The 20,972-nt window shown below is 59.7% G+C and carries 16 protein-coding genes; 11 read left to right on the top strand and 5 right to left on the bottom strand.

The genetic code is table 11. The features are described from left to right. Positions 1-26: 26 nt before the first annotated feature. Positions 27-719: a 2,3-bisphosphoglycerate-dependent phosphoglycerate mutase gene (locus B0G75_RS35955; protein WP_181309429.1), complete on the top strand. Its 693-nt coding sequence runs from the start codon at positions 27-29 to the stop codon at positions 717-719. A gap of 61 nt (positions 720-780) precedes the next feature. Here B0G75_RS35955 and B0G75_RS35950 read toward each other — a convergent pair whose 3' ends face one another. The 4 genes from B0G75_RS35950 to B0G75_RS35935 form a co-directional block, all read right to left on the bottom strand. Further along, positions 781-2,115, bottom strand: a complete 1,335-nt coding sequence (locus B0G75_RS35950; protein ID WP_181309428.1) for an MFS transporter — start codon at positions 2,113-2,115, stop codon at positions 781-783. 96 nt (positions 2,116-2,211) lie between these two features. Next, positions 2,212-3,165, bottom strand: a complete 954-nt coding sequence (locus tag B0G75_RS35945; protein ID WP_106314488.1) for an alpha/beta fold hydrolase — start codon at positions 3,163-3,165, stop codon at positions 2,212-2,214. Between the two features lie 9 nt (positions 3,166-3,174). Then, complete coding sequence (locus B0G75_RS35940; protein WP_106314487.1) at positions 3,175-4,728, bottom strand: ethanolamine ammonia-lyase reactivating factor EutA; 1,554 nt, start codon at positions 4,726-4,728, stop codon at positions 3,175-3,177. Between the two features lie 76 nt (positions 4,729-4,804). Beyond that, positions 4,805-6,025 (bottom strand): cupin, encoded by a 1,221-nt coding sequence (locus tag B0G75_RS35935; RefSeq protein WP_106314486.1) that lies wholly within the window; start codon positions 6,023-6,025, stop codon positions 4,805-4,807. 2,244 nt (positions 6,026-8,269) lie between these two features. Between B0G75_RS35935 and B0G75_RS35930 the strand changes: the two genes are divergently transcribed. From B0G75_RS35930 to B0G75_RS35890, 9 genes are all read left to right on the top strand, one after another. Beyond that, the gene (locus B0G75_RS35930; RefSeq protein WP_106314485.1) at positions 8,270-8,749 is read left to right on the top strand and encodes a DUF4148 domain-containing protein; all 480 of its coding nucleotides are present in this window, start codon (positions 8,270-8,272) and stop codon (positions 8,747-8,749) included. 161 nt (positions 8,750-8,910) lie between these two features. Further along, entirely contained in the window at positions 8,911-9,882 is a 972-nt protein-coding gene (locus B0G75_RS35925) for an SDR family oxidoreductase (RefSeq protein ID WP_258194141.1), read from the top strand. Positions 9,883-10,151: 269 nt separating this feature from the next. Then, a complete protein-coding gene (locus B0G75_RS35920) occupies positions 10,152-10,823 on the top strand; it encodes a GntR family transcriptional regulator (protein WP_258194877.1) in 672 nt (223 codons plus the stop codon). Positions 10,824-10,950: 127 nt separating this feature from the next. Then, entirely contained in the window at positions 10,951-12,561 is a 1,611-nt protein-coding gene (locus tag B0G75_RS35915; protein WP_106314531.1) for a gamma-glutamyltransferase family protein, read from the top strand. Between the two features lie 111 nt (positions 12,562-12,672). After that, positions 12,673-13,977: an oxalate/formate MFS antiporter gene (gene oxlT / locus B0G75_RS35910; protein ID WP_087750773.1), complete on the top strand. Its 1,305-nt coding sequence runs from the start codon at positions 12,673-12,675 to the stop codon at positions 13,975-13,977. Positions 13,978-14,029: 52 nt separating this feature from the next. Further along, entirely contained in the window at positions 14,030-14,806 is a 777-nt protein-coding gene (locus tag B0G75_RS35905; protein ID WP_106314484.1) for an ABC transporter ATP-binding protein, read from the top strand. Continuing rightward, positions 14,803-15,657 carry an ABC transporter permease gene (locus B0G75_RS35900; protein ID WP_106314483.1) on the top strand — a complete coding sequence of 285 codons (855 nt, stop codon included), beginning with the start codon at positions 14,803-14,805 and terminating at the stop codon, positions 15,655-15,657. The genes B0G75_RS35905 and B0G75_RS35900 overlap by 4 nt, the downstream gene beginning before the upstream one ends. A 40-nt stretch (positions 15,658-15,697) precedes the next feature. Next, complete coding sequence (locus B0G75_RS35895; protein WP_106314482.1) at positions 15,698-16,678, top strand: ABC transporter substrate-binding protein; 981 nt, start codon at positions 15,698-15,700, stop codon at positions 16,676-16,678. A gap of 28 nt (positions 16,679-16,706) precedes the next feature. Next, on the top strand, positions 16,707-18,062 hold the full coding sequence (locus tag B0G75_RS35890) for an amidase (protein ID WP_106314481.1): 1,356 nt from the start codon (positions 16,707-16,709) through the stop codon (positions 18,060-18,062). Positions 18,063-18,222: 160 nt separating this feature from the next. Here the strand turns inward: B0G75_RS35890 and B0G75_RS35885 are convergent, their stop codons facing one another. Continuing rightward, a complete protein-coding gene (locus tag B0G75_RS35885; protein ID WP_106314480.1) occupies positions 18,223-19,383 on the bottom strand; it encodes a porin in 1,161 nt (386 codons plus the stop codon). Between the two features lie 387 nt (positions 19,384-19,770). Between B0G75_RS35885 and B0G75_RS35880 the strand changes: the two genes are divergently transcribed. Then, positions 19,771-20,694 (top strand): LysR family transcriptional regulator, encoded by a 924-nt coding sequence (locus tag B0G75_RS35880; protein WP_106314530.1) that lies wholly within the window; start codon positions 19,771-19,773, stop codon positions 20,692-20,694. The last annotated feature ends 278 nt before the right edge of the window (positions 20,695-20,972 follow it).

The raw sequence follows: 20,972 nt of genomic DNA, 5'->3' as shown, positions 1-20,972 counted from the left end.
CCAGACCGTGGACATTAAATAGAGAAGTGGAAAACCCAATCACGCTCACGCCCGCCCCACTCGGACCCCAGTCAAAACTGGTGCTACTCCGACACGGCGAATCCGAATGGAATGCTAGTTCCAGGTTCACCGGATGGGCGGATATCGATCTCACGCCGCAGGGCATGATTCAGGCCCAGATAGCGGCCGAGATGCTAAGGCATGCGGAATGGACCTTTGATTATGGGTTTTCCTCGATGTTGACCCGGGCCCTGCGCACTTATTGGGTAGTGGCCAAGCACCTCTATCCAGACCAGAAGCGGCGGCCGGTCACCGATTGGCGCCTCAATGAACGGCATTACGGTATTTTGACCGGCATGACCAAAGCGGAGGCTTCGGCCCACTACGGCCCTCTTCAATTGAAGAATTTCCGCTTTAACGCGGATGCCCGTCCGGAACCCGTGCCCCCAAAGCATCAATACAGTCCGCAGTCGGATCCGCGGTATTCGAGATTCGCTCCCCAGTCATTACCCCGCGGTGAATCTATTGCCGATGCGGCAATCCGTGTGCGTGCGGCATGGTCGGACCTGATACTGCCGCGCGTGCTGGCAGGCAACCGCGTATTGGTATGCGGCCACGGGACAACTTTGCGGTCTCTCATACAGACCATTGAAGGGCTTCGGGATGTGGTTGTGACGCTAATGAAAATCCCCAACGCCGAACCCGTGGCCTACGGCTAATGATTTGTTCTGAAGGCCAGGAGTCCATGTTGTAGACGCGACTATCCATTTAGCGCGCACGCTACTTCTTCGGAAAACGATGCCGCGCCGCGCGTGAGAGCCAAATCGTGGCCACGCAACCGATGACCGACATGATTGCCGGCGCCCAAAAAATCTGTGCCATGTGCACGTGCATGCGGATCAGTTGACCGCCGGTCAAGGGGCCCGCAATTGCGCCAAAGCGTCCGAGACCGTGTGCCCAACCTGTACCCGAGGCGCGGATCTGAGTGGGGTAGCAAACGGCCATCAGGGCATTCGTGCCTGACTGCGTGCCCAGGATGAAAAGGCCGATGCCGAACACGCCAAGGGCGAGCGTCACGGAGTGCGTTTGCTGCCCCAGTAACAGGGCCGCCGCGGCTCCGAGCGCCATATACAGAGGCACGACCCAAAGACGCCCGCGATCGAGCATCAATGACATCAGAAGGCCCCCGAGAACGCCACCCAGGTAGTACATGGAGGCAGCGTGTTCGGCTTGGTGCGGGTTCAGGCCCAACGAATGCAGAAGGGTCGGCATCCAACTGTTCATGAAGAAGTTCGCGAACAGGTTCGTGATCGACATCACCCAAATGAGTGGAGTAATGATGCGCAGATTGCCTTCAAAGAGTTGGCCGACGTGGAATTTCTTCTCCGCAAGGTGATGGATCTGAAATCTCGGATCGACCGGAAGGTTCAACTCCGGACGGATTCGGCGCGCAAGCTTCACGATCTGCGGATCGTGCGGATTACGCACGACCAGAAACTTGATCGACTCAGGTAAGAAGAGGTACGCCAGGAGTGCGGTCACAAGCGGAGCCAGGCCACCGATGGTGAAAATCAGGCGCCATTGCGTAGGGTGAATGATGCTTCCGAGTTGGCCCGGCAGAGCACCACCGAAAGTCATGCCCACAAACATCATCGTGATCAACAGCGAGCGCTTGCGCTGCGGTGCGTATTCGGCTGTCAGAGCCACTGTATTTGCAGGCAGGCCTCCGAGAGCAATGCCGGTAAAGAAGCGGAAGACCATCAGTGTGGAAAAGGATTCGGCAGTCGCGCTAAGCAGGGTGAATGCACTGCAAAGCAGGGCCGCAGAGAGAATTGCCACACGCCGGCCCCAACGGTCGCCGATATAGCCGAAACCCAGGGCACCAAACAGCATACCGAAGAGGCCGACACTGAACAGAGGGGCCAGGGCGTGCTTCTCGATTCCGAACTCGTTGGCAATACCAATTGCCGCAAATGCGGCGGCCGAAAGATCATAGCCGTCACAGAGTTGGCATAGGAAACCGATGAATACGACTGTCCAGATGAATCGGCCGATCTTTTGTTCGTCGACAAACTCCGTGATGCGAGTCGTTTGTGAATTTACTTCGTAATTCATTGTCGCTAATCTCCAGAGGCCACCCGCGCAATGCATGAACAGGTGACGGAGTATCGGATGCAAAAAATACTTGAGCAATGGGGGGGTACATACCACCTATTTCAAACGCATCAACTCACCTGAGTTGCGGACAATGCAATCTATCATTCCGGGATGGTCACTGCTCACATGGGTTCCACCATCAACAGAGTGGAACACTGAATTTTTCCATGCCTGAATTAAGGGGTACACGCCTATAGGAGTAACCTCGTCACGTGAGCCGTGAATTAATGTTCCAGGAATGTCGTGCAATTGTCTTGCATTACTGACTATCTGGTGAGGTGCTAGAAATCCTTCGTTAAGGAAGTAGTGCACGGAGATGCGAGCCATCGCCAATTCATGTGCCTTGGTTTGTGGGTCCGTGTCGCGTTCCTGGTCTCGCAGTCCGGCCAGGTGATTTTCCCACGCGCACCACTCATAAGCCGCTTCGTATTCCTCTTCGGGGATGCCGCAATTCAATGCCTCTCGGTAGGCCTGTAGAAGACGTTGACGTCCTGCGGCGCGGGTCCAGCCGGAGAACCGCGCCCAGGCCTCAGGATGCAGGCGACCGGCGACCCCTCCATAGAGCCACTCAAGTTCGTTTTCAGTGCAAAGAAAAACGCCACGCAGGAGCAGGGCACGGACTCTTTGTCCGTGGGTTTGCGCATAGGCCAAGGCCAGGGTGGTCCCCCAGGATGCGCCGGAAACAATCCAGCGTTCAATATCAAGCAGAGTGCGTAGGTGCTCGATATCGGAGATCTGGTCGTCAATCGTGTTGTGCTCTACGCTGGCCGCGGGCGTAGAACGACCGGCCCCGCGTGGGTGAATGAGCACAATTCGATAACCCATAGGATTAAAGAATCGCGGATCCTGGCGGCTAGGGGAACCACCGGGACCCCCGCATAGATGCAGCAAGGGAATACCCATGGGGTTGCCATGAGTCTCCCAGAAGACGCGATGACCTCCACTGACATCCATCCAACCGGATTCGCGTGCAGTGCTCGGGGGATAAAGTTCGCGCAAATAGGGCATCGCTAGTCCCTATTCGGTTGCGGCTTCAGTTGCGATTTCGGGCGCGGGTTCAAATGCCGTTTGGCCCAAGCCGCTTGACGTCGGGAACACCAAGGATTTGATCACCACGGGCGCCGCGGAGGCTGTGGGAAGAAGTTCACCGATGTCGACGAAATCGAATTCCTTGAGCGAGATCCCGTCAATGGAAACGATAGGCACCGGGAGGCCGCGTTCGCGCTTAAAGTGGATGCCGATCAGGCCGCCGACATCCCCCTCACCGATCAGGACGACAGGTTGCCCGGCTTCGATCCGCATGCGCATGCCGTTCATGACACCGACGACAAACGCGTCCATGCGGCGATAGAATGCCGTCCCGGCAAACCGGTAGAAGAGGGCAACGCCCTTCGTGTCTTCCTGCAGGTCCATCCGCTCGAGCGCTGTCGTAACTGCCTTTTCGATGTCCTTGGGATCGAGTTGATCCGGCTCAAGATCGAAATCGAGGACCACCACTGGCAGATTGCGCAGGGGAAGAACCGACTGCGGTTCAACGTAAACCGTGCTGCCACTCACTTGAACCGTGTATTGCGAGGCGCCGACGACCGTGGCCCGGATACCCTCATCAGTCTCCTTGATTTCGGCTCCCGAGGCTTCGATGCGCTTGCGAACAGCGGCAGCCAGCATCAAACCCAGGTCACCGAATGCCCGCGTTTCGCGGCCGTAAACGTATTCCGAAACGCCACCGGAGAACGTGACGAGATCGGGAACCCCGGCGCCTTCCAGTGGTTTGAGACGCAGCAACGAAGCAGTTGCCGCATCGAGTTCCGCGCCGTTCTTCATCGACGCTTCACACAGGCGCTCGGCCATGCGGTCAACGATGGCCTCCAGCACACCGGGGAGCGGGGCATAACCCACGGTAAGCGTGGCGCCCACCTCCTGGGCAAAACGTTCGCCTGCGGCTTCGACACGCGCAACGCGGCCTTCCTCGTCTAGGGTAATGATGCGGGCGCCGATGTCGATAGCGGTAACTCTTTTGACCTCGCCTTCTTCACAGATAGCGATCTTCGTGGTCCCGCCGCCGATATCCAGGTGGAGGAGGCGGGTACCTTGCCGCAGTGCACGCAAGACGGCGCCGGAACCGAATGCCGCGAGCATGGATTCGAGGCCATCACCGGCCGAGACGGAAACGAATTTGCCCGCCTGCGCTGCAAACAGATCCGCGATTGCGCGTGCATTACGACGGCGAACCGCCAAACCAGTGAGGATCAGGGCGCCGGTATCGATCTGTTCGGGCGTGACTCCCGCCTTTTGGTATTGCTCATCGATGAACGCACCGAGCCGGGCCTCGTCGATCGTCAGATCGTCGGTGTAGGGAGTAAGCAAGATATCCGATTCGTGAAGAATCGTACGTTCTGCAACGATGTAACGCGTGGTCGTGCGTTCGAGAACGATGCGCGAAACGACCATGTGGGAAGTGGAAGACCCGACGTCGATGCCCACGCTGATCAATTGGATTTCGTCTTCTTCCTCCAAGCTCCGGCCGGTATCGGTAAAGAAGATGCGACCTTCTTGCGGCTCACTGCTCATGCTTGTCTCCAGCGCATAAAAGATAGGGCCGTGTCCCCAAAAGAACACAGCCCTATGGACTAACTACGCGAACGCGTTAGACCACCGAGTCAGCAACATTCTCTTCCGGCTTGACGTACCACGACGGGTCCATACGGCTTTGGACGCCGTTCTTAGCCAGACGTGCTTCGTACTCTTTACGGATGTATGGATCTTCCATCCAGTAGGGGATAGCCGTGCCGCCAGAACCGACGTCCTGAGCCGTGTAGTCGTTGTGCTTCGAACCCGGGGCACCCGGATCACGACCCGGGTTGTGTGGGCCAAACCACGCCGTCAGACGGAACGGGTCCCTGGACGTGCTGAAATGCTGGTGGTACCAACGTGCGCCGCCCGGCGCTGCGGTGACCATGCCGCCGTAACCGTAATCGAGGCGACGAACCTTGTCCGCGTGACCATCGGCCCATGGCTTTTCGCCGCATTCTTCCGGCCACGTGTACGTATAGCCTTCACCCTTCAGGCAGATGAGGACTGCTGCGGACGTGTGAGCGTGGGCCTTCGAGTAGCGGCCTTGCTCGTGCTGGCCGATCCAGAAGTAGAAGCAGTTTTCCGTCATGAACGGCTCAACGCGGCGATAGCCCGGCGAACGACGGTTGTCCAGCGGCAGATCGCAGTTGATCGCATCGGTGATTAGATTGGTACGACGGCGAGCGAGACCGCGAACTGGATCCGTTTCGATCTCATCGCGCGGCTTGTAGAAGTCCTCGTCTGCGCTGAAGCGATCGCGGAACACGAACGGGTTGTTAAACACCGCTTCGACGTTGTTGATCTGGTTCATCACGTTCGGTGCCGTATTGCCTGCGAGCAGGATCGCACCCGAATTAGAGCCGTCGACGATACGGAACCATGCGTTCATCGGAATCGAGAACATCGAACCGGCTTGCCATTCGAAGACGTGCTTGCGGCCTTCGCCCTCAAGCCAAACCTCGGTGGTGCCGCGGCCTTCGACCACCCAGTAGATTTCTTCGAACAGGTGCTTTTCGGGATTCAGTGCGCCGCCTGCGGGTACTTCAACCACATAGCAACCCCACTTCGTTTCCGTGCCCAGGAGCTGGATGTAGTGGCCGCGGCCGCCCTTACGCTTCCATTCCACCATTGGCAGATTGCGCACGTCCTTGATACCGATGTCACGGAAGACCGGAACGCCTTCGCTTTCCATGAAGAGGTCATAGGGCGTCGGTTGCTTCTTGAACTCGCCAAAGCCAGCTTTCTTGTGACCAGCGGGTTCGTGCCAGTGGGCAAGGTCTTTTTCATGCGGCATCGCTATCTCTCCTTGTATGGGCCGACCTTTCGGGCAAAGACTGTCTCAATCGTTCTTATATGAGGAACGTTGTGCGCTTATATGGAACGACCTGATTGGATCACGATACCGTAATGGATGTCAATGAAGGATTGACTTGCAGATTTTGTCAGTGGGGCTTTTTCTGTAAGCAGTTCGCGTGGCCGCTTTCGACGTTACGCGCGTATCTGAGCACGGCGCGCGACTCGGTGTTCGCTGCATAAAAGGGCTACGCAAAAAGTTTGGACTACGCAGCAGGCTGAAACGCGAGTTCAAGGCGACGACCAATTCAAAGCGCGACCTACCGGTGTGTCATGGCGGGCGGGACTTGTCGTTTAAAGATCGAGTCTGCGTGCTCCGCAAGATTGTCGCGCCGCGCCTGCGGGAGATGACGGGTGAGGTCGCATCTATGCAAAAAAGTCTGCTGCTCGTGGCGGGATGTTCAGTTGAAAACTCAGCGGGGATAACAATCGGGCGCCGGGTGCCCGAAGGATGACGAAAATGCTTGTGGTGTCGACCGATCCCGATTGGAGAATGTATTGCGCGGAATCTCCGCGACCAATCTGGCTGGGCGAATTCGCCGACGCGTCGAGCGGGTTGCCTCGTAGTCAGGAAGACATCAATGGGATCAACAAGAATTATCCCTAGACTCCGCGCAGGTGGCTGGAGGGGATGTGAGGCCGCGGGCCATTTCGGCGGCAAACGCGTCCGGCTGCAATCGCGAGCGTTGCATCAGCCGGGCCTTTGCTTGATCAAGGTTCGGGACGACGGTATCGGCAGGGGCAACGCGATTCGAGGGCGTCAGAATTTTTGGGGCGTTGCGGCACGCCGTCTATCGGCTAGGATGCCGCTCAGATCCGCTTGCTTGGGTTCGTCGCGTTTGGGCATGGCCTGGCACCGCAATTCGTATAAACGCAAAAATCGTCGATGTCAGCGGACGCAAAAAGGAACTATAGATGACAAAAAACCCCGTAAGACGTTGATCTTACGGGGTTTCTCGAACTACTTCGGCTTACGCCGGAACAACTGATGGTGCCCAGGAGAGGACTCGTATCTTATTTGTAGATGATTGATTTAAGTAGAATTTAAGCCGAAGACATCGTGTTGGTGTACTCATTGATGTACTCATTTCGGGCTAGCTTACAAACGACGCTCGTTGGTCGCGCAAACGCAACGCGCGAAGGAGCGGCAGATCAGCGAAACAGACGGGGGGAATCTGCGATGGACGAAGCTTCGCGGTCATCCGAATCTATGTGACAAAACGAGCGAACGGGGGCGAGCATGCAAGGATACAGCGAGCCCCCGGTCCGATGGATCGCGCAACCGCGGTGGCCTTTACGAGTTGTTTGACTAGTGGTCAGCCGCATTGCAGTCGTACAAAATTGCGCCAGTACACGGAACGTGTACGCGGACAATTTTTGGACACAATGAAAGGTTGCGGACATTTGAGCGACGCGAGAGAGCCGACCGTACTTGCCGGAGAACCTTAAAAAAGAGGGTGCATGCGCAAGTACGTCGGAGGGGCAGCGCTCTGCAGCACGAGCCCAAGCCCGCAAGTGAGTCGGTGAAGGTCAGCGAGACCTACTCGAATGCGTTCGTCGAAGAGGCGCTGCGCAAGTCGCGCTGATACCGTCAGTGACCCGTTACCTCAACGAACCAAAAGCGCCACTAGCCATTGGCTCGCGCGAGCTCAATCGTGCAACCGACTGGGACATCGAGGATGTGAGTCAGGCTCTACACCCCGCATATCCTCACCGTTAACGGGGGCCGTTCTTTCCGTTCGCACAGCATCGGATCGTTTCGTAGGTGAGCACGACACCACGCTTTTCTCGTCACCGATCTGACAGTGCCCGCAGCGGCGGCATTACATTTCCCTTTTGACGCCGCTCCACACTCGTAGGCAGACACAGTTTGCACCGCAGCTGATGACCTTACCTGAGCTCCTGAACCGCGCGAGCACGGCTATTTCCAGGTCGTTAAACGCTATCTCCCCGCGGGCTGCCGTACGTCACGCGCCGTGCTTTGACAGCCGGCGCTGGAGCCGGGGTAACGCCCCTGGATCGCAGCCAGTCTTGATTAACTAAGCTTCACGTTTGCGATGTGAAAACGCGCTGACCGGCCAGATATCGTGATGACACGCATTCGTGTCGTCGGGCATCGGGCTCGCAGAGTCGATGACGACGGCGGTTTGCGATTTCTTAAAGTACCGATAACCTGGAGCTCGATATGAACAGCCGATTCAAACTAACCTCAATCATCGCCTTGATGGTAATTAGCGTATCCGCGAGTGCAGCGGAAAAATTCTCGGCAGAGGAATGTCACTCGTATCCCTTTGTAGCGGCCAAAGCGGGGATAACACATGGCGACATCATCCGGGAATTGACGGAGCTCGAATCGGTTGGATACGAACCGGCCAGAAATGATCCGGAGTATCCGAACCAAATTGAGCAGGCGGAGCAGCGCCTGCATGCAAAGTTCGTTGCCGATTGCGCCCCGGCAACGCAGGCGTCCGCAAAGGGAATCAGGACGCCCCGGCAAGCTCCTGACCTGTCGGCTCGGCCCACGCCCGCGCCAACTGCATGGCGAACTGCTTTCCGGGTAAGGATCGCGAGATTTAGTCCTCCGAATTTGAGTCGCGCTACGCCCGGCTTCCGAAGATTCCGATTTCAGGGTCTGCCCATCGCAGCCTCGTTGCCCACGGCATGACCTTCTGTCACGCGCCGTCATAGGCGAGGCGCGCTGCCCGAACCCTATCCGAAAGGAGCATTGCATTGACAACGAAAGAAAGAAACTCTGACAGCGATCACGACGATCCCGATCGTTCGCGACGAAAGTGGATGGTTGGCGGTGGCGTGGCCGCAGCCGGCATGTTGCTGTCAGGCGTCGCGCAAGCTCAGAAGTCGCCCGGCGGCGCTGCGGCGATGGACGGGCTGCCCGTACCAGTGCCGCCGGCGGATAAGACGGCCGGGCCGATCGTCGCTGGTCGGGATTCCAGGTTGCAGGGACGCGTTGCGGTCGTCACCGGAGCTGCCCGCGGAATCGGTCGGGCCATTGCGGTCGAGTTTGCGGCAAATGGAGCGGACGTCATTGCGCTCGACATCTCGGGACCGGTCAGTACCGCCTCTGATGCAGCACCCGCCACGCCGCAAGAGCTTGCTGAGACGGTCAGCATGATCCAGGCGTATGGGCGCCGCGCCGAAGGTATTCGCGCGGACGTCCGCGACCCGGGCGCGTTGCGCGCCGCCGCTAATCGCATCGAACAGCGTTACGGAAAGATCGATATAGTGGTAGCCAACGCCGCCATTCAGTACTGGAAGCCACTTCTGGACCTCCAGGACACCGAGTGGACGGACGTCATCGACAATAACCTGAACGGGACCGCGAATACTATCCGGGCATTCGCACCCATGATGGTGAAGCGCAACTATGGCCGCATCATCGTGGTTTCTTCGATGCAGGGACGGCACGGTACGAAAGACGCAGCAAGTTATGCGGCGTCCAAGTGGGGCATCTTTGGGCTGATGAAGTCGGCGGCCCTCGAACTCGGTCGCTACAACATTACAGTCAACGCCGTGGTACCGGGGCTCGTCGCCACCGCTTTGACGCTGTACGAAAAGCGACTGACCGAAAGCGTCGGTGAGACCGGCTACAAACCGAACGGTTTTCTCACGCCGCAGGAAGCGTGGGACCGCCGCGCGGCAACGATGCCGCTTGGAGTCGGGTGGGTGCAGCCGGAAGACATCTCGCCTGCGGCGGTCTACCTTGCGTCGGATGCCGCCGCGATGGTCACCGGCTCCGAAATCGAAGTGACGGGCGGCGACAGCGCGAAAAGCCTATAGCGGGATCACAACGGTCCAACCGGCACAGGTGCCGCTTGCGTATATCCGGCACAGGAAAGACAAGAAGAGATAGGGTGTGCGCTCACGCGTAGGCGGGCTTGTGACTGACTCCGGTAAGCTAGAATTGTGTTGACTAATGTTTTGAAGTTGATCGATAGTCACTGCCGAAAAGTCCGTTAATTCCAAGCCCGTGCGTGAAAGACACAACCCACTCCCCCTCATCGCGCGCTGACCATGTTTACTTCAGCGTGCGCGACGATATCTTCGACATGCGCCTGCTGCCCGGCGATCGCATGACCGAAGGCAGTATCGCCGAGCGCTTCGGCGTTTCGCGGACGCCGGCGCGCGAGGCGCTGCAACGCCTTCAAAGCGACGGTTTGATGCGCGGCTATGTGCGAGGCGGCTGGGAAGTCATGCCGATCGACTTCAAGCGCTTCGAAGATCTGTACGAAATGCGCAAGCTGATCGAGACGTTTTCGGTCAGCCGGCTCTTTGGGGTCGACGGCACCTTGTCCGCGACCGCCTTGCAGATGCTCGACCGGCTCGACCGCATTTGGAACGTTCCTCACACGCAGCGGGTTCGCGACGGCCGACAGATGGTGTCGCTCGACGAAGCCTTTCACGAGGCGCTGGTCCTCGCCGCCGGCAACGCCGAGCTGAGCGCGGCCATGCAGCGCGTGACCGACCGCATCCGCGTGGTGCGGCGGCTCGATCTCGTTTATGGCGACTGCATCGACGACACTTACGACGAGCACCTTGCGATCCTCTCGGCCATCCGCGATCTTGCGGCGGACCGTGCGGTCGCATTACTGGGGTCGCACATAGAAGGGAGCCGGGCAGAGGTGCGCACGCTCACGACCGAGCGCCTGCAACGCGCCCGCACCGCATCGGAGCCTCACAGCGCTCCGTATGCACCACCGAGGTTGCGCGGCACCATCTAGCAACACGCATTGGAGCGCCTCGATTGCTCAAGCGCCTTCTGCGCGCGACCTTTGCCGGGACTTGCCCGTTGGCATGGTTCTCGCATATGCACTGGCCATGTATACAAGCAAAAGCCCCGTGCACCCGATGCCTTCCGAATTCCTGAACCCGGCCCGCGGAACCCGCGGCATGGCGGTCGCGCCTCATGCGCTTGCCGCGCAGAGCGCGCTCGCCATCTTGCGCGAAGGCGGCAACGCCGTCGAAGCGATGATCTCGGCCGCGGCGACTATCGCCGTCGTTTATCCGCATATGAACAGCATTGGCGGCGACGGGTTCTGGCTTATCTCGCGTCCCGGCGCCGAGCCTGTCGGTATTGAAGCCTGCGGTGCGGCGGCATTGGCAGCGAGTGTCGACGATTACCGCTCGCGTGGACTCTCGGCCATACCGACGCGCGGCCCGCTCGCAGCCAACACGGTGGCCGGCACGGTGTCCGGCTGGCAGCGCGCGCATCGCTGGTCGGCTGAAACGCTGGGCGGCAGGCTGCCGGTCGAACGCCTGCTCGAAGACGCAATCCATTACGCGAAGCACGGCGTGCCGGTCACGCGCAGCCAGTCGCAATGTGTTGAAAGCCGTCTCGCCGAACTGCGCTCGATCCCGGGTTTCACAGAGACATTCCTCTGCGACGGTCGCGTGCCTGCCACGGGCGAGCGCTTCGTCGCACCTCGTCTTGCCGCCACTCTCGAACGTCTGGCCCATGCAGGCTTCGACGACTTCTATCGCGGGGACCTTGCACGCAGCATCGCGAGTGATCTTCAGTCGGCTGGCTCGCTGCTGACTCTCGCAGATCTGCAACGACACGAGGCGCGCATGCGAACGCCGCTCGCGCTCGATCATTCGCTGGGCACGATTTACAACATGCCGCCGCCGACACAAGGGCTCGTGTCGTTGTTGATTCTGGGCATTCTCGATCGCGTGTTGACGAAAGAGATGGACCCGCTGGGTCCCGAGTTCGTGCACGCCTGCGTCGAAGCAACCAAGCTCGCGTTCGCGGTGCGCGATGCAGAGATCACCGATCCGGATCACATGCGCGTCGATCCACGCGAACTGCTAAAGCCTGCCGCGCTCGCCGCAATGGCTGCGCAGGTGTCGTCGACTCGAGCCGCGCCATGGGGCGCCGGTCGAGGGCCCGGCGATACGGTGTGGCTCGGCGTGACCGACAGCGACGGCGTGGCGGTGAGCTTCATCCAGAGCATTTATCACGAGTTCGGCAGCGGCGTGGTGCTGGCCGGGACGGGCATCAACTGGCAGAACCGCGGATGCAGCTTCTCGCTCGACGAGCGCTCCCGCAATCCGCTAATGCCGCTGCGCCGGCCTTTTCACACGCTGAACCCGGCGCTCGCACGTTTTGCGGATGGCCGCACGATGGTCTACGGCAACATGGGCGGCGACGGGCAGCCGCAGTCGCAAAGTGCGGTGTTCTCGCGCATTGCGATGTTCGGCTGGAACCCGCAGGCCGCGATCGACGCGCCGCGTTGGCTGCTCGGCCGCACATGGGGTCAATCGACCGACACGCTCAAACTCGAAGCGCGTTTCTCTGCGGACACGATCGCGCGACTCGCAGCGCTCGGCCACGAAGTCGAGACGATGCAAGCGTATGACGAAGCAATGGGACATGCCGGCGCAATCGTTCGGTATCCCGATGGATTGATCGAAGCGGGCTACGACCCGCGCAGTGACGGGGCAGCCGCGGGCTGGTAGACGCACACGCGCGCTATTTTTCAATCGGATTGCAGGTCCGGCCTTCGAGGCCCGGAGGACGCTGCACGTCTGCCGGGCGCCGGTAGACATTCGCCTAGTAATGGAGTCACCATGACCACACGTTTGCAATCTTCGTTGCCACCCATCGCGTCGACGGAAGCCGGCGCCGTTTCGTCGGGCGCGACCCACAATCGTTGGCTGCAACTCGGGCTCGGTCTCGTCTGCATGATGGCGATTTCGAGTCCGCAGTATGTATGGACGCTGATGACCAAGCCGCTCGCCGCAAAACTCGGCGTTGCACTGCCTGAACTACAGGTCACGTTTTCGCTGCTGATCATATTGCAGACGTTCTTCTCGCCGTTTCAGGGCAAGCTGATCGACCGCTTCGGACCACGCATGCTGATTTCAATAGGCACCGTCATGTCGGGCCTGAGCTGGGTGCTGGCCTCACAGGTGCATAGCGCGCCGATGCTCTACCTCACTTATGGACTGGTGGGCGGTCTCGGCACCGGTATTGTGTATGTCGGCGTGGTGGGGCTGATGGTGCGCTGGTTCCCGACCAATCGCGGCTTTGCGGCGGGCGCCGTCGCGGCGGGCTATGGGATGGGCGCAATCGTCACGACGTTCCCGATCGCCACGTCGCTGCAAGTGCGCGGCATCGACGCGACGCTCTGGATTTTCGGCATTGCGTTCGCAGTGGTGGGCCTGCTTGCTTCACAGGGTTTGCGCGTGCCGCCTACGCACGATGCCGCTGCTTCCCCGGGCTCCGCTTCCGCGCCTGCCGTTAACAATTTCCGCCCTTCGCAGACGTTGAAAACGCCGATCTTCTGGCTGATGTTCGCGATGATGACCATGATGTCAACGTCGGGTCTCATGGTCACCTCGCAAATGGCCACCTTCGCCGCCGACTTCGGCGTAACCAAGGTTCTCGTGTTCGGCATGGCGGCGTTGCCGCTGGCGTTGACGATCGACCGCTTCACGAACGGACTCACGCGACCGCTGTTCGGCTGGGTGTCGGACAGAATGGGGCGCGAGAACACGATGTTTTTTGCCTTCGCGCTCGAAGGTGTGGCCATGGCGCTATGGCTGCTCACGCGCGATAACGCCGTGCTGTTCGTGCTGCTGTCGGGCGTGGTGTTCTTCGGCTGGGGCGAGATCTTCTCGCTGTTTCCGTCGACGCTCACCGACACGTTCGGCACGCGGCACGCCACCGAGAATTACGGCTGGCTCTATATCTCGCAAGGGATCGGTTCTATTTTCGGCGGCCCGCTCGCGGCGTTGATGCATCAGCACGCGGGAAGCTGGGTGCCGGTGTTTTCGACCGCGATCACGCTCGACATCGCGACCGCACTGCTTGCCATTGCGGTGCTCAAACCGATGCGCCGGCGCTTTCTGGCGGCACAGCAGAGCGCGTGATTTCAATCGCCTTTGTCGCAATGCACTCCGAAAACGTCGTCGAGGAACAGACATGTCCGTTCAGCTTGCGTTACGCAATATTCGTAAATCGTTTTCGAACAAACTGGGTTCCGTCGACGTGCTCGGCGGTCTGACCTTTGATATCCACGAGCGCGATTTCGTCAGCATCATCGGGCCTTCGGGCTGCGGCAAAACGACGGTGTTCAACGTGGTCGCCGGCCTGCTGGAGGCGGATAGCGGCGACATCGTCTATCGCGGGCAAACCGTCGATGGCTTACGCGGCAAGGTCGGCTATATGATGCAGCGCGATCTGCTGCTGCCGTGGCGCACCGTACTGCAAAACGTGCTGATCGGGCCGGAGCTCTCGAAGATGCCGGCAGCGCAAGCGCGCGACATGGCGATGGAATACCTCAATACGTATGGGCTCGCCGGCTTCGAGAATGCGTATCCGCGCATGCTGTCAGGCGGCATGCGTCAGCGCGTGGCGCTGATCCGCACGCTGATTAACGATCCCGACATCATTCTGCTGGACGAGCCTTTCTCGGCGCTCGACTATCAGACGCGCCTGTATCTGGAAGGCGTGCTGATGGAGGCCGTCGAGACGTTTCACAAGACAGTCGTACTCGTCACGCACGACATCGATGAGGCGGTGGCTTTGTCGAAGCGCGTCGTTGTACTGGGCGGCCGGCCGTCGCAGGTGAAGAAGATCTACGACATCGACATAGCCGCTCGCTCGCCAATCGGCGCACGCAGCGACCCGAACTTCGCCGGGTACTTTCACGCGTTATGCGGCGAGCTCGATATTCAGACGGAGGTGAAAGCAGCATGACGCAATCCGCTTCCATCAATAAACCGGCGCCTGCACAACGCATAGCGAAGGCCCGCGCGCGCTTCGTGCTCGACAGCGGCTGGGGGCGTTCGCTGTTGCAACTCGCGGCGGTAGTGGCGTTCTTTGCGATATGGGAAGGCGCGGCGCGCGTCGGCTGGGTGTCGAATTTTCTTGTGGGCTCGCCTTCGAAAATACTCGCGGCGCTCTTGCGCGACGTGCAATCGCATCAGCTTTTCATCGACACCGGTTATACGCTTTTTGAAGCAATTCTCGGCTTCGTGTTCGGTACCGCAGTCGGGTCGGTGTGCGGACTCGCGCTGTGGTATTCGCCGTTCGTCGCGCGGCTCGTCGAGCCGTTTATCGTCGCGATCAACAGTGTGCCGAAGATCGCTTTTGCACCCATCGTGATTCTGTGGTTCGGCACCGGGCTCATCTCGAAGGTTGCGCTGGCCATTTCGCTGACCGCGATCGTTGCGCTGATCGCCGCATATGAAGCGGCCAAGGACGCCGATCCCGATCTGCAGGCGTTGCTCGTCACGCTCGGCGCGAACAAGAACGACGTGTTCATGAAAGTCGTAGTGCCTTTCACGCTGCCCTATGTGATTTCGACGTTTCGCATCAACGTCGGCTTCGGTCTGGTGGGCGCAGTGGTGGGTGAATTCATCTCATCGGAGAAGGGCCTCGGACACATGATCTTCACCGCGTCCAGCCTGTATGACCTCAACACCGTGTGGGAGGGGCTGTTTGTGCTCATGGCGATCGGCTTCGTCCTGTACTTTCTGATCGACATGCTCGAACGCAAACTGCTGCCCTGGCGGCAGGCGTCGAATACCACCACGCTCAAGGTTTAACGCATTCCGGCAGTCCAACCACTTCATGACAGGACAGACGATGGCATTCACCGCAAGAAAGGCGCTCGTCGCGCTCACGACCGCTTTGGCACTGAGCGTTGCAGTCGTTTCAACACCGGCACTGGCCGACGGAAAGAAAGTGACTATTTCGCAGGCGTTCCAGTCGATGCTCTATCTGCCGCTCTATGTGGCGATAGACGGCGGATTCTTCGAGAAGGCGGGACTCGACGTCAACAAGCAGACGGCGGGCAGTCCGAGCGCGGCGCTTTCGGCCGTGCTGTCCGGCAGCGCGGACTTCTCGCTACACGGTCCGGAGTGGACGGCCGTGGCCGCGGAGAAGGGCGCCGATGTCGATGTGATCGCGAATGTCGTGAACGGTGCGGCGGTGTGGATCGCCGTTGCGCCGGATGTGAAGTTCAGCGGCATCAAGGACGTGAAAGATCAGGTGGTCGTGTCGGGACAGATGCCGACCACCAGCACGTCGCTGTTCTTCAAGCTGCTGAAGGAGAACGGCATGTCGCAAAGCGACGTGAAGCTGGTTCAGGTGCCGCTCGGCTCAGAGATCGGACCGCTCGTTGCCGGCCAGGCGAAGATCGCGGTGATGTATGAACCTGGACTCGATCAGGCTGTCGCTAAGGGCATGAAAGTCGTGCTCGGCTTTCCGAAGCTCTATGGCGAATACGCGTTTTCGTCAATCTCTGCCAAGCGCAGCGTCGATCCGGATGCAGCCGCGCGGTTCGTGAAGGGGCTGCAAAACGCGCTGCTCTACATGCAGAGCCATCCTGCGGAAACGGCGGCCATTGCGCGAAAGGAATTTCCGACGCTCGACGCCGCAGTGGTCGGCGCAGCGGTGAAGCGTATGCTCGACGAAGGTGTGTATCCGAAGAACGTCAGCATCACGCCGAAAGCGCTGACTGTCGCAATGGATACGCAGATCGCCCTCGGCAATCTGAAGCAGCAGCCGAACTACGACAGGTTCATCGTGCAGAATTACATCCAGCCGGCGCTTGCCGCGAAATAACACCGTTGACACCGTTTGCGACGCTTACATGACCATGTTCTCTTCTTCTTCAAAAGTTGCGCCGATTCCGTCCATCTCGCAGATTTGCGCTGAAGTTGCCTCGGGCGAGGCGAGACTCGAGCAGTACGTCACGCAGGCTTACGAGGCGGCGTGCGCATCGCAGGCGTCGTTGCATGCGTTCTGTTATTTGCCGGATGGCGCGCCCGTCAATGCCGTGGATGTGGCCTCGCCGCTGGCGGGCGTACCAGTCGCGGTAAAGGACGTGATCGATACCGCCGACATGCCGACCGAATTCAACTCGCTCGCCTACAAAGGACGGCGGCCCGAGCGGGATGCGTGGGTGGTCGCGCGTTTGCGTGCGGCGGGCGCGTCGATTATCGGCAAGACGGTGACGACCGAATTCGCGTGGCGTAAGCCGGGCGCGACCGTCAACCCGTGGAATGACGCGTTCACGCCGGGCGGTTCGTCGAGTGGCTCGGCGGCGGCCGTCGCGGCGGGGATCGTGCCGCTCGCACTCGGCACCCAGACGCAGGGATCGGTGATACGGCCGGCGGCGTACTGCGGCATCGTCGGTTTCAAGCCGACCTACGGTGCGATTGCGCGCACGGGCGTGTTGCCGCTGGCGTGGTCGCTGGACCACGTCGGCATGTTTGCAACACGCGTCGCGGACGTGGCTTATGCATTGGCGCTTGTCACTGGCGAGGACGCCGTCGATCCGCATGTCTCGCATGTTCGGTCCGCTGCCCATGTTGCGGCGCGCGGCACGGGGACGCGGCGCATCGGCGTGCTGTCGAAACAGGCCGGCGGGACAATCGAGCCGGCGCAGCAGGCCGCGCTCGACAGGCTCGCGGCTCAGCTGGCACGTGACGGCGCCGAGATCGTCACGGTCGATCTGCCGGCTGAGATATTTGAAACGCCTGCACATGCGTTGAAACTGATGTCGGTTGAAGCCGCGATCACGCATGGCGAACTGGTCGATCGCACACCCGAACTGGTAAGCGAGGCAATGCGCGGCCTCGTCGAAGAGGGCCGCAAGCTGCCCGCGACCGTCTACGCGCGCATCAAGGCGGCGCAAATGCCGATGGCGCACCGCTTTCACGACTGGCTGAGCGGCGCGCTGGCGCTCGATGCACTGCTGGTCGCGCCGGCCACGGGCGAACCGCCGCGCGGTCTCGACTATACGGGCGACGCGGCGTTCTGCGCGCCGTGGACCTTTCTCGGGGTGCCGGCCGTGACTGTGCCGGTGGGGTTCGGACCTGCGGGCTTGCCGCTTGGCGCACAACTAGTGGGCGCCGCTCACGGCGACCTGGATCTGCTGATGCTGGCGGAGTGGGTCGAAGCGCGCACCGGTTGGCAAGCGGCGGTGGCGCTGCGGCGCGGCTGAACGCGGTGGCACGCCGGGACAATAGAGATCCGCATGATGCGGAGGCGCCGGTCGATCCCCGCTTACCGGCAGTGAATTGCTGGCACGATACTCCGCCCAGCGCTCCGTGGAGCGCTGGGCCAAACTTTATCATTTGCAGCGCACGCGGTGGCGTACCACGTCAGAAGCGATGAATCATGGCGACGCGATAGACCATCTGGTTCTCGCTGCTAGACATGCCGGCTGCGGCGGGGATTTGAGCAAAGTCGAAGTCAGTGCCGGTATGCGCGCTGACGACGTGTTGGTAGGCGCCTTGCACATAGACCGACGTGCTCTTGCTCAGGTCGTAGTCGAGCGTGAGACCGAACTGATGCCACTTCGGAGTAAAGGAACCGCTCGTCGAGTGAAGATGGGCGACCGTAAACGTGTAAGCTGCGCCGAGCCACAGGTTTGGTCGGAAGAAGTACTGCTCATTTGCTTCGAAGTTGTCGAATTTCCACGAATTCCATGTGCCGCCCGAGGGTCCACCTTGTGACGCGAAATACGCGTTGAAAGTCGGGTCATACACGTCGACATGTGAATAGGCGAGTGCGGCCAGCGAATGGGCAAAGCGGTAAGACGCAGCCACGCCGATATCCTGCTGCGACGAACCGGCAAACAGCACGTCGGTGGCAACTGAACCGCTTGAGTTCCCGCCGGGGTTGTCGAGCTTCAGATAGGACGCCGCCATCGTCAAACCACCGTTCTGGTAGTTCAACGTGGCACCCCAGGTGCGGTTGTTCGCGAACCCGCCCGCCTGATTGCTGAAACCGTACATCGCTTCACCAGTCAGGCCGCGGTATGTCGGGCTCACGTACTTGACAACGTTGTTGACGCGGAAATCCCAGTCTGCGTTGTCGTTGTCGAACGGATGCGAGTTGACATCGCCAGCATAATTTCCGGCTGCGGTAAGGCCGGCGAAGCCGAGGTCGTCGACGCTGGTATCGTACTGACGACCGAAGGTGAGGGTGCCGTACTGATCGGACGACAATCCGACGTATGCCTGGCGGCCGAACAGACGGCCACCCTGGCCTGCCTGCCCACTGTTCGTATCGAAGCCGCTTTCCAGCTTGAACACCGCCTTCAGGCCACCACCGAGATCTTCATTGCCTCGCAAGCCCCAACGGCTGCCGTACGTGTCTCCGCTTTTCATTTGATAGGTGCCGTGTCCGTTTGCGTTGCTCGTGAAGTTGAGACCCTCATCAAGAAGCCCATAGAGCGTCACACTTGATTGTGCGTGCGCTACGCCGGTGACCAGCATCAAGGAGGCCAAAGCTGCCCACGTCAAGTTCGTCTTTTTCATTTTCGCTCGCAATTTAAGAGTTGTCCGTATGATATTTGCCAGGGAGCCGCAGACGATTGACCGAAAAATTGCCTACGCAATTTCGGCCACTCGCTTTGAAAGGCAACCAAGTTTAGGTAGCGAGAATTGACTATCGTTCACAAGAAAATGAAACCGAGCATTCAGGAAAGTCGAACAAAACGCGTGAACTGTTCCCGGCGCGGAAAGTGCCCGGATCCAGGCGTGATGCGGCAGCGCGAGCCGTTGTATTTGGCTGCCCCCGCTTGACTTACTATTTTTGTTGGTGATGGCGAGGCAAAACTAAAAAAGGCTTCACAAACGTGGAGCGAGCACTTTAAGGGCAGTAAGCAATGATGTATCCATCGTTCAACCATGGACCATTGCATCATGAATCAGCTTCAGGCGATGCGTGTCTTCACCCGGGTGGTCGGCCTCGGCAGCTTCAATCTGGCCGCGAGACAACTGGGCCTATCAGCGGCATCGGTCACACGCAGCATTGGCTTACTGGAAGCTCATCTGCACACCCGCTTGATCAACCGGACCACCCGCACGCTGTCGCTAACGGAGGCCGGTCGCGATTACCTTGAGGGTTGCCGCGCAATCATCGAACAGTTGGACGAAATGGAGACGTCCCTGGTTCAGTCGACCCGGGAGTTGCGCGGGGTATTGCGGATTGCGAGCGTCGCAACGTTCGCTGACGGCGGGCTCGTACGACTGGTTGCGTCCTACCGGGACTTGCATCCCGGCGTCTCTTTCGAGGTGACTACTTTCGATGTCCATATCGATATGGTCGAAGGTGGTTTTGACGTCTGCTTCTCGGACGATCCTGGGCGATTCAGTTCAGCGCTCGTCTGCCGTCCACTGCTGCGCATTCCGCAAGTTGTCGTCGCGTCGCCCCAGTACCTGTCCAGCCACGACACGCCGAATCTCCCATCGGATCTCACCCGGCACACGCTGTTATACCGGTCAGGGACCGGGGCTCGTTGCTGGGAATTCCTGGATCGCAACCGGGTCTCACGCGTCACCGCATCTGCCGGGATCGCGTCTTCCAGCTATGCGATGCTGAAGTCCGCGTGCATGCACGACCTTGGAATCGCTTTGTTACCAAGTTCGATAGTTGAACCGGAATTGCAAAGCGGGGCACTGGTCAAGCTGTTTAAAGAATTCAATGTCGGCAGCGGCGCGAGAAATCTGTGCGCGTTGTATTCGTCGCCCGGGCTATTGTCAAGAAGGGTGCGGAGTTTCGTAGACTTTGCGGTGGACCACTATCGCATTATGGATGGTGCGTCGTTCCTTAAGGCCGTCGCGTGAACTGGAGGCCGTCGTTTTGATGGGGCTTCGTCGCACCCTCCGTGCGGCACCTGATAGCTGCTGACGTAGCCTGGTGCGTAACGGGCATCAGTTCTTCGCGGCAATTCGGATGTCGCCGAGCCGCGCTTTAAGCGCTACGCGGCTGTCTGTTCGTAGTGCCACCACGCCGAACACTGTACATGGGGAGCCTGTCAGATTTTCTGTGTGCCGAGGTCATGAGACGATAACGGAAATAACGTCCTATGACCGAAGCAACCGTGACAAAGAAGAACAGGACC

The sequence above is a fragment of the Paraburkholderia sp. BL18I3N2 genome, from assembly GCF_003001875.1.
In the GTDB taxonomy this organism is placed as follows: Bacteria; Pseudomonadota; Gammaproteobacteria; order Burkholderiales; family Burkholderiaceae; genus Paraburkholderia; species Paraburkholderia phytofirmans.
This window is presented reverse-complemented; position numbering and strand designations above follow the sequence as displayed.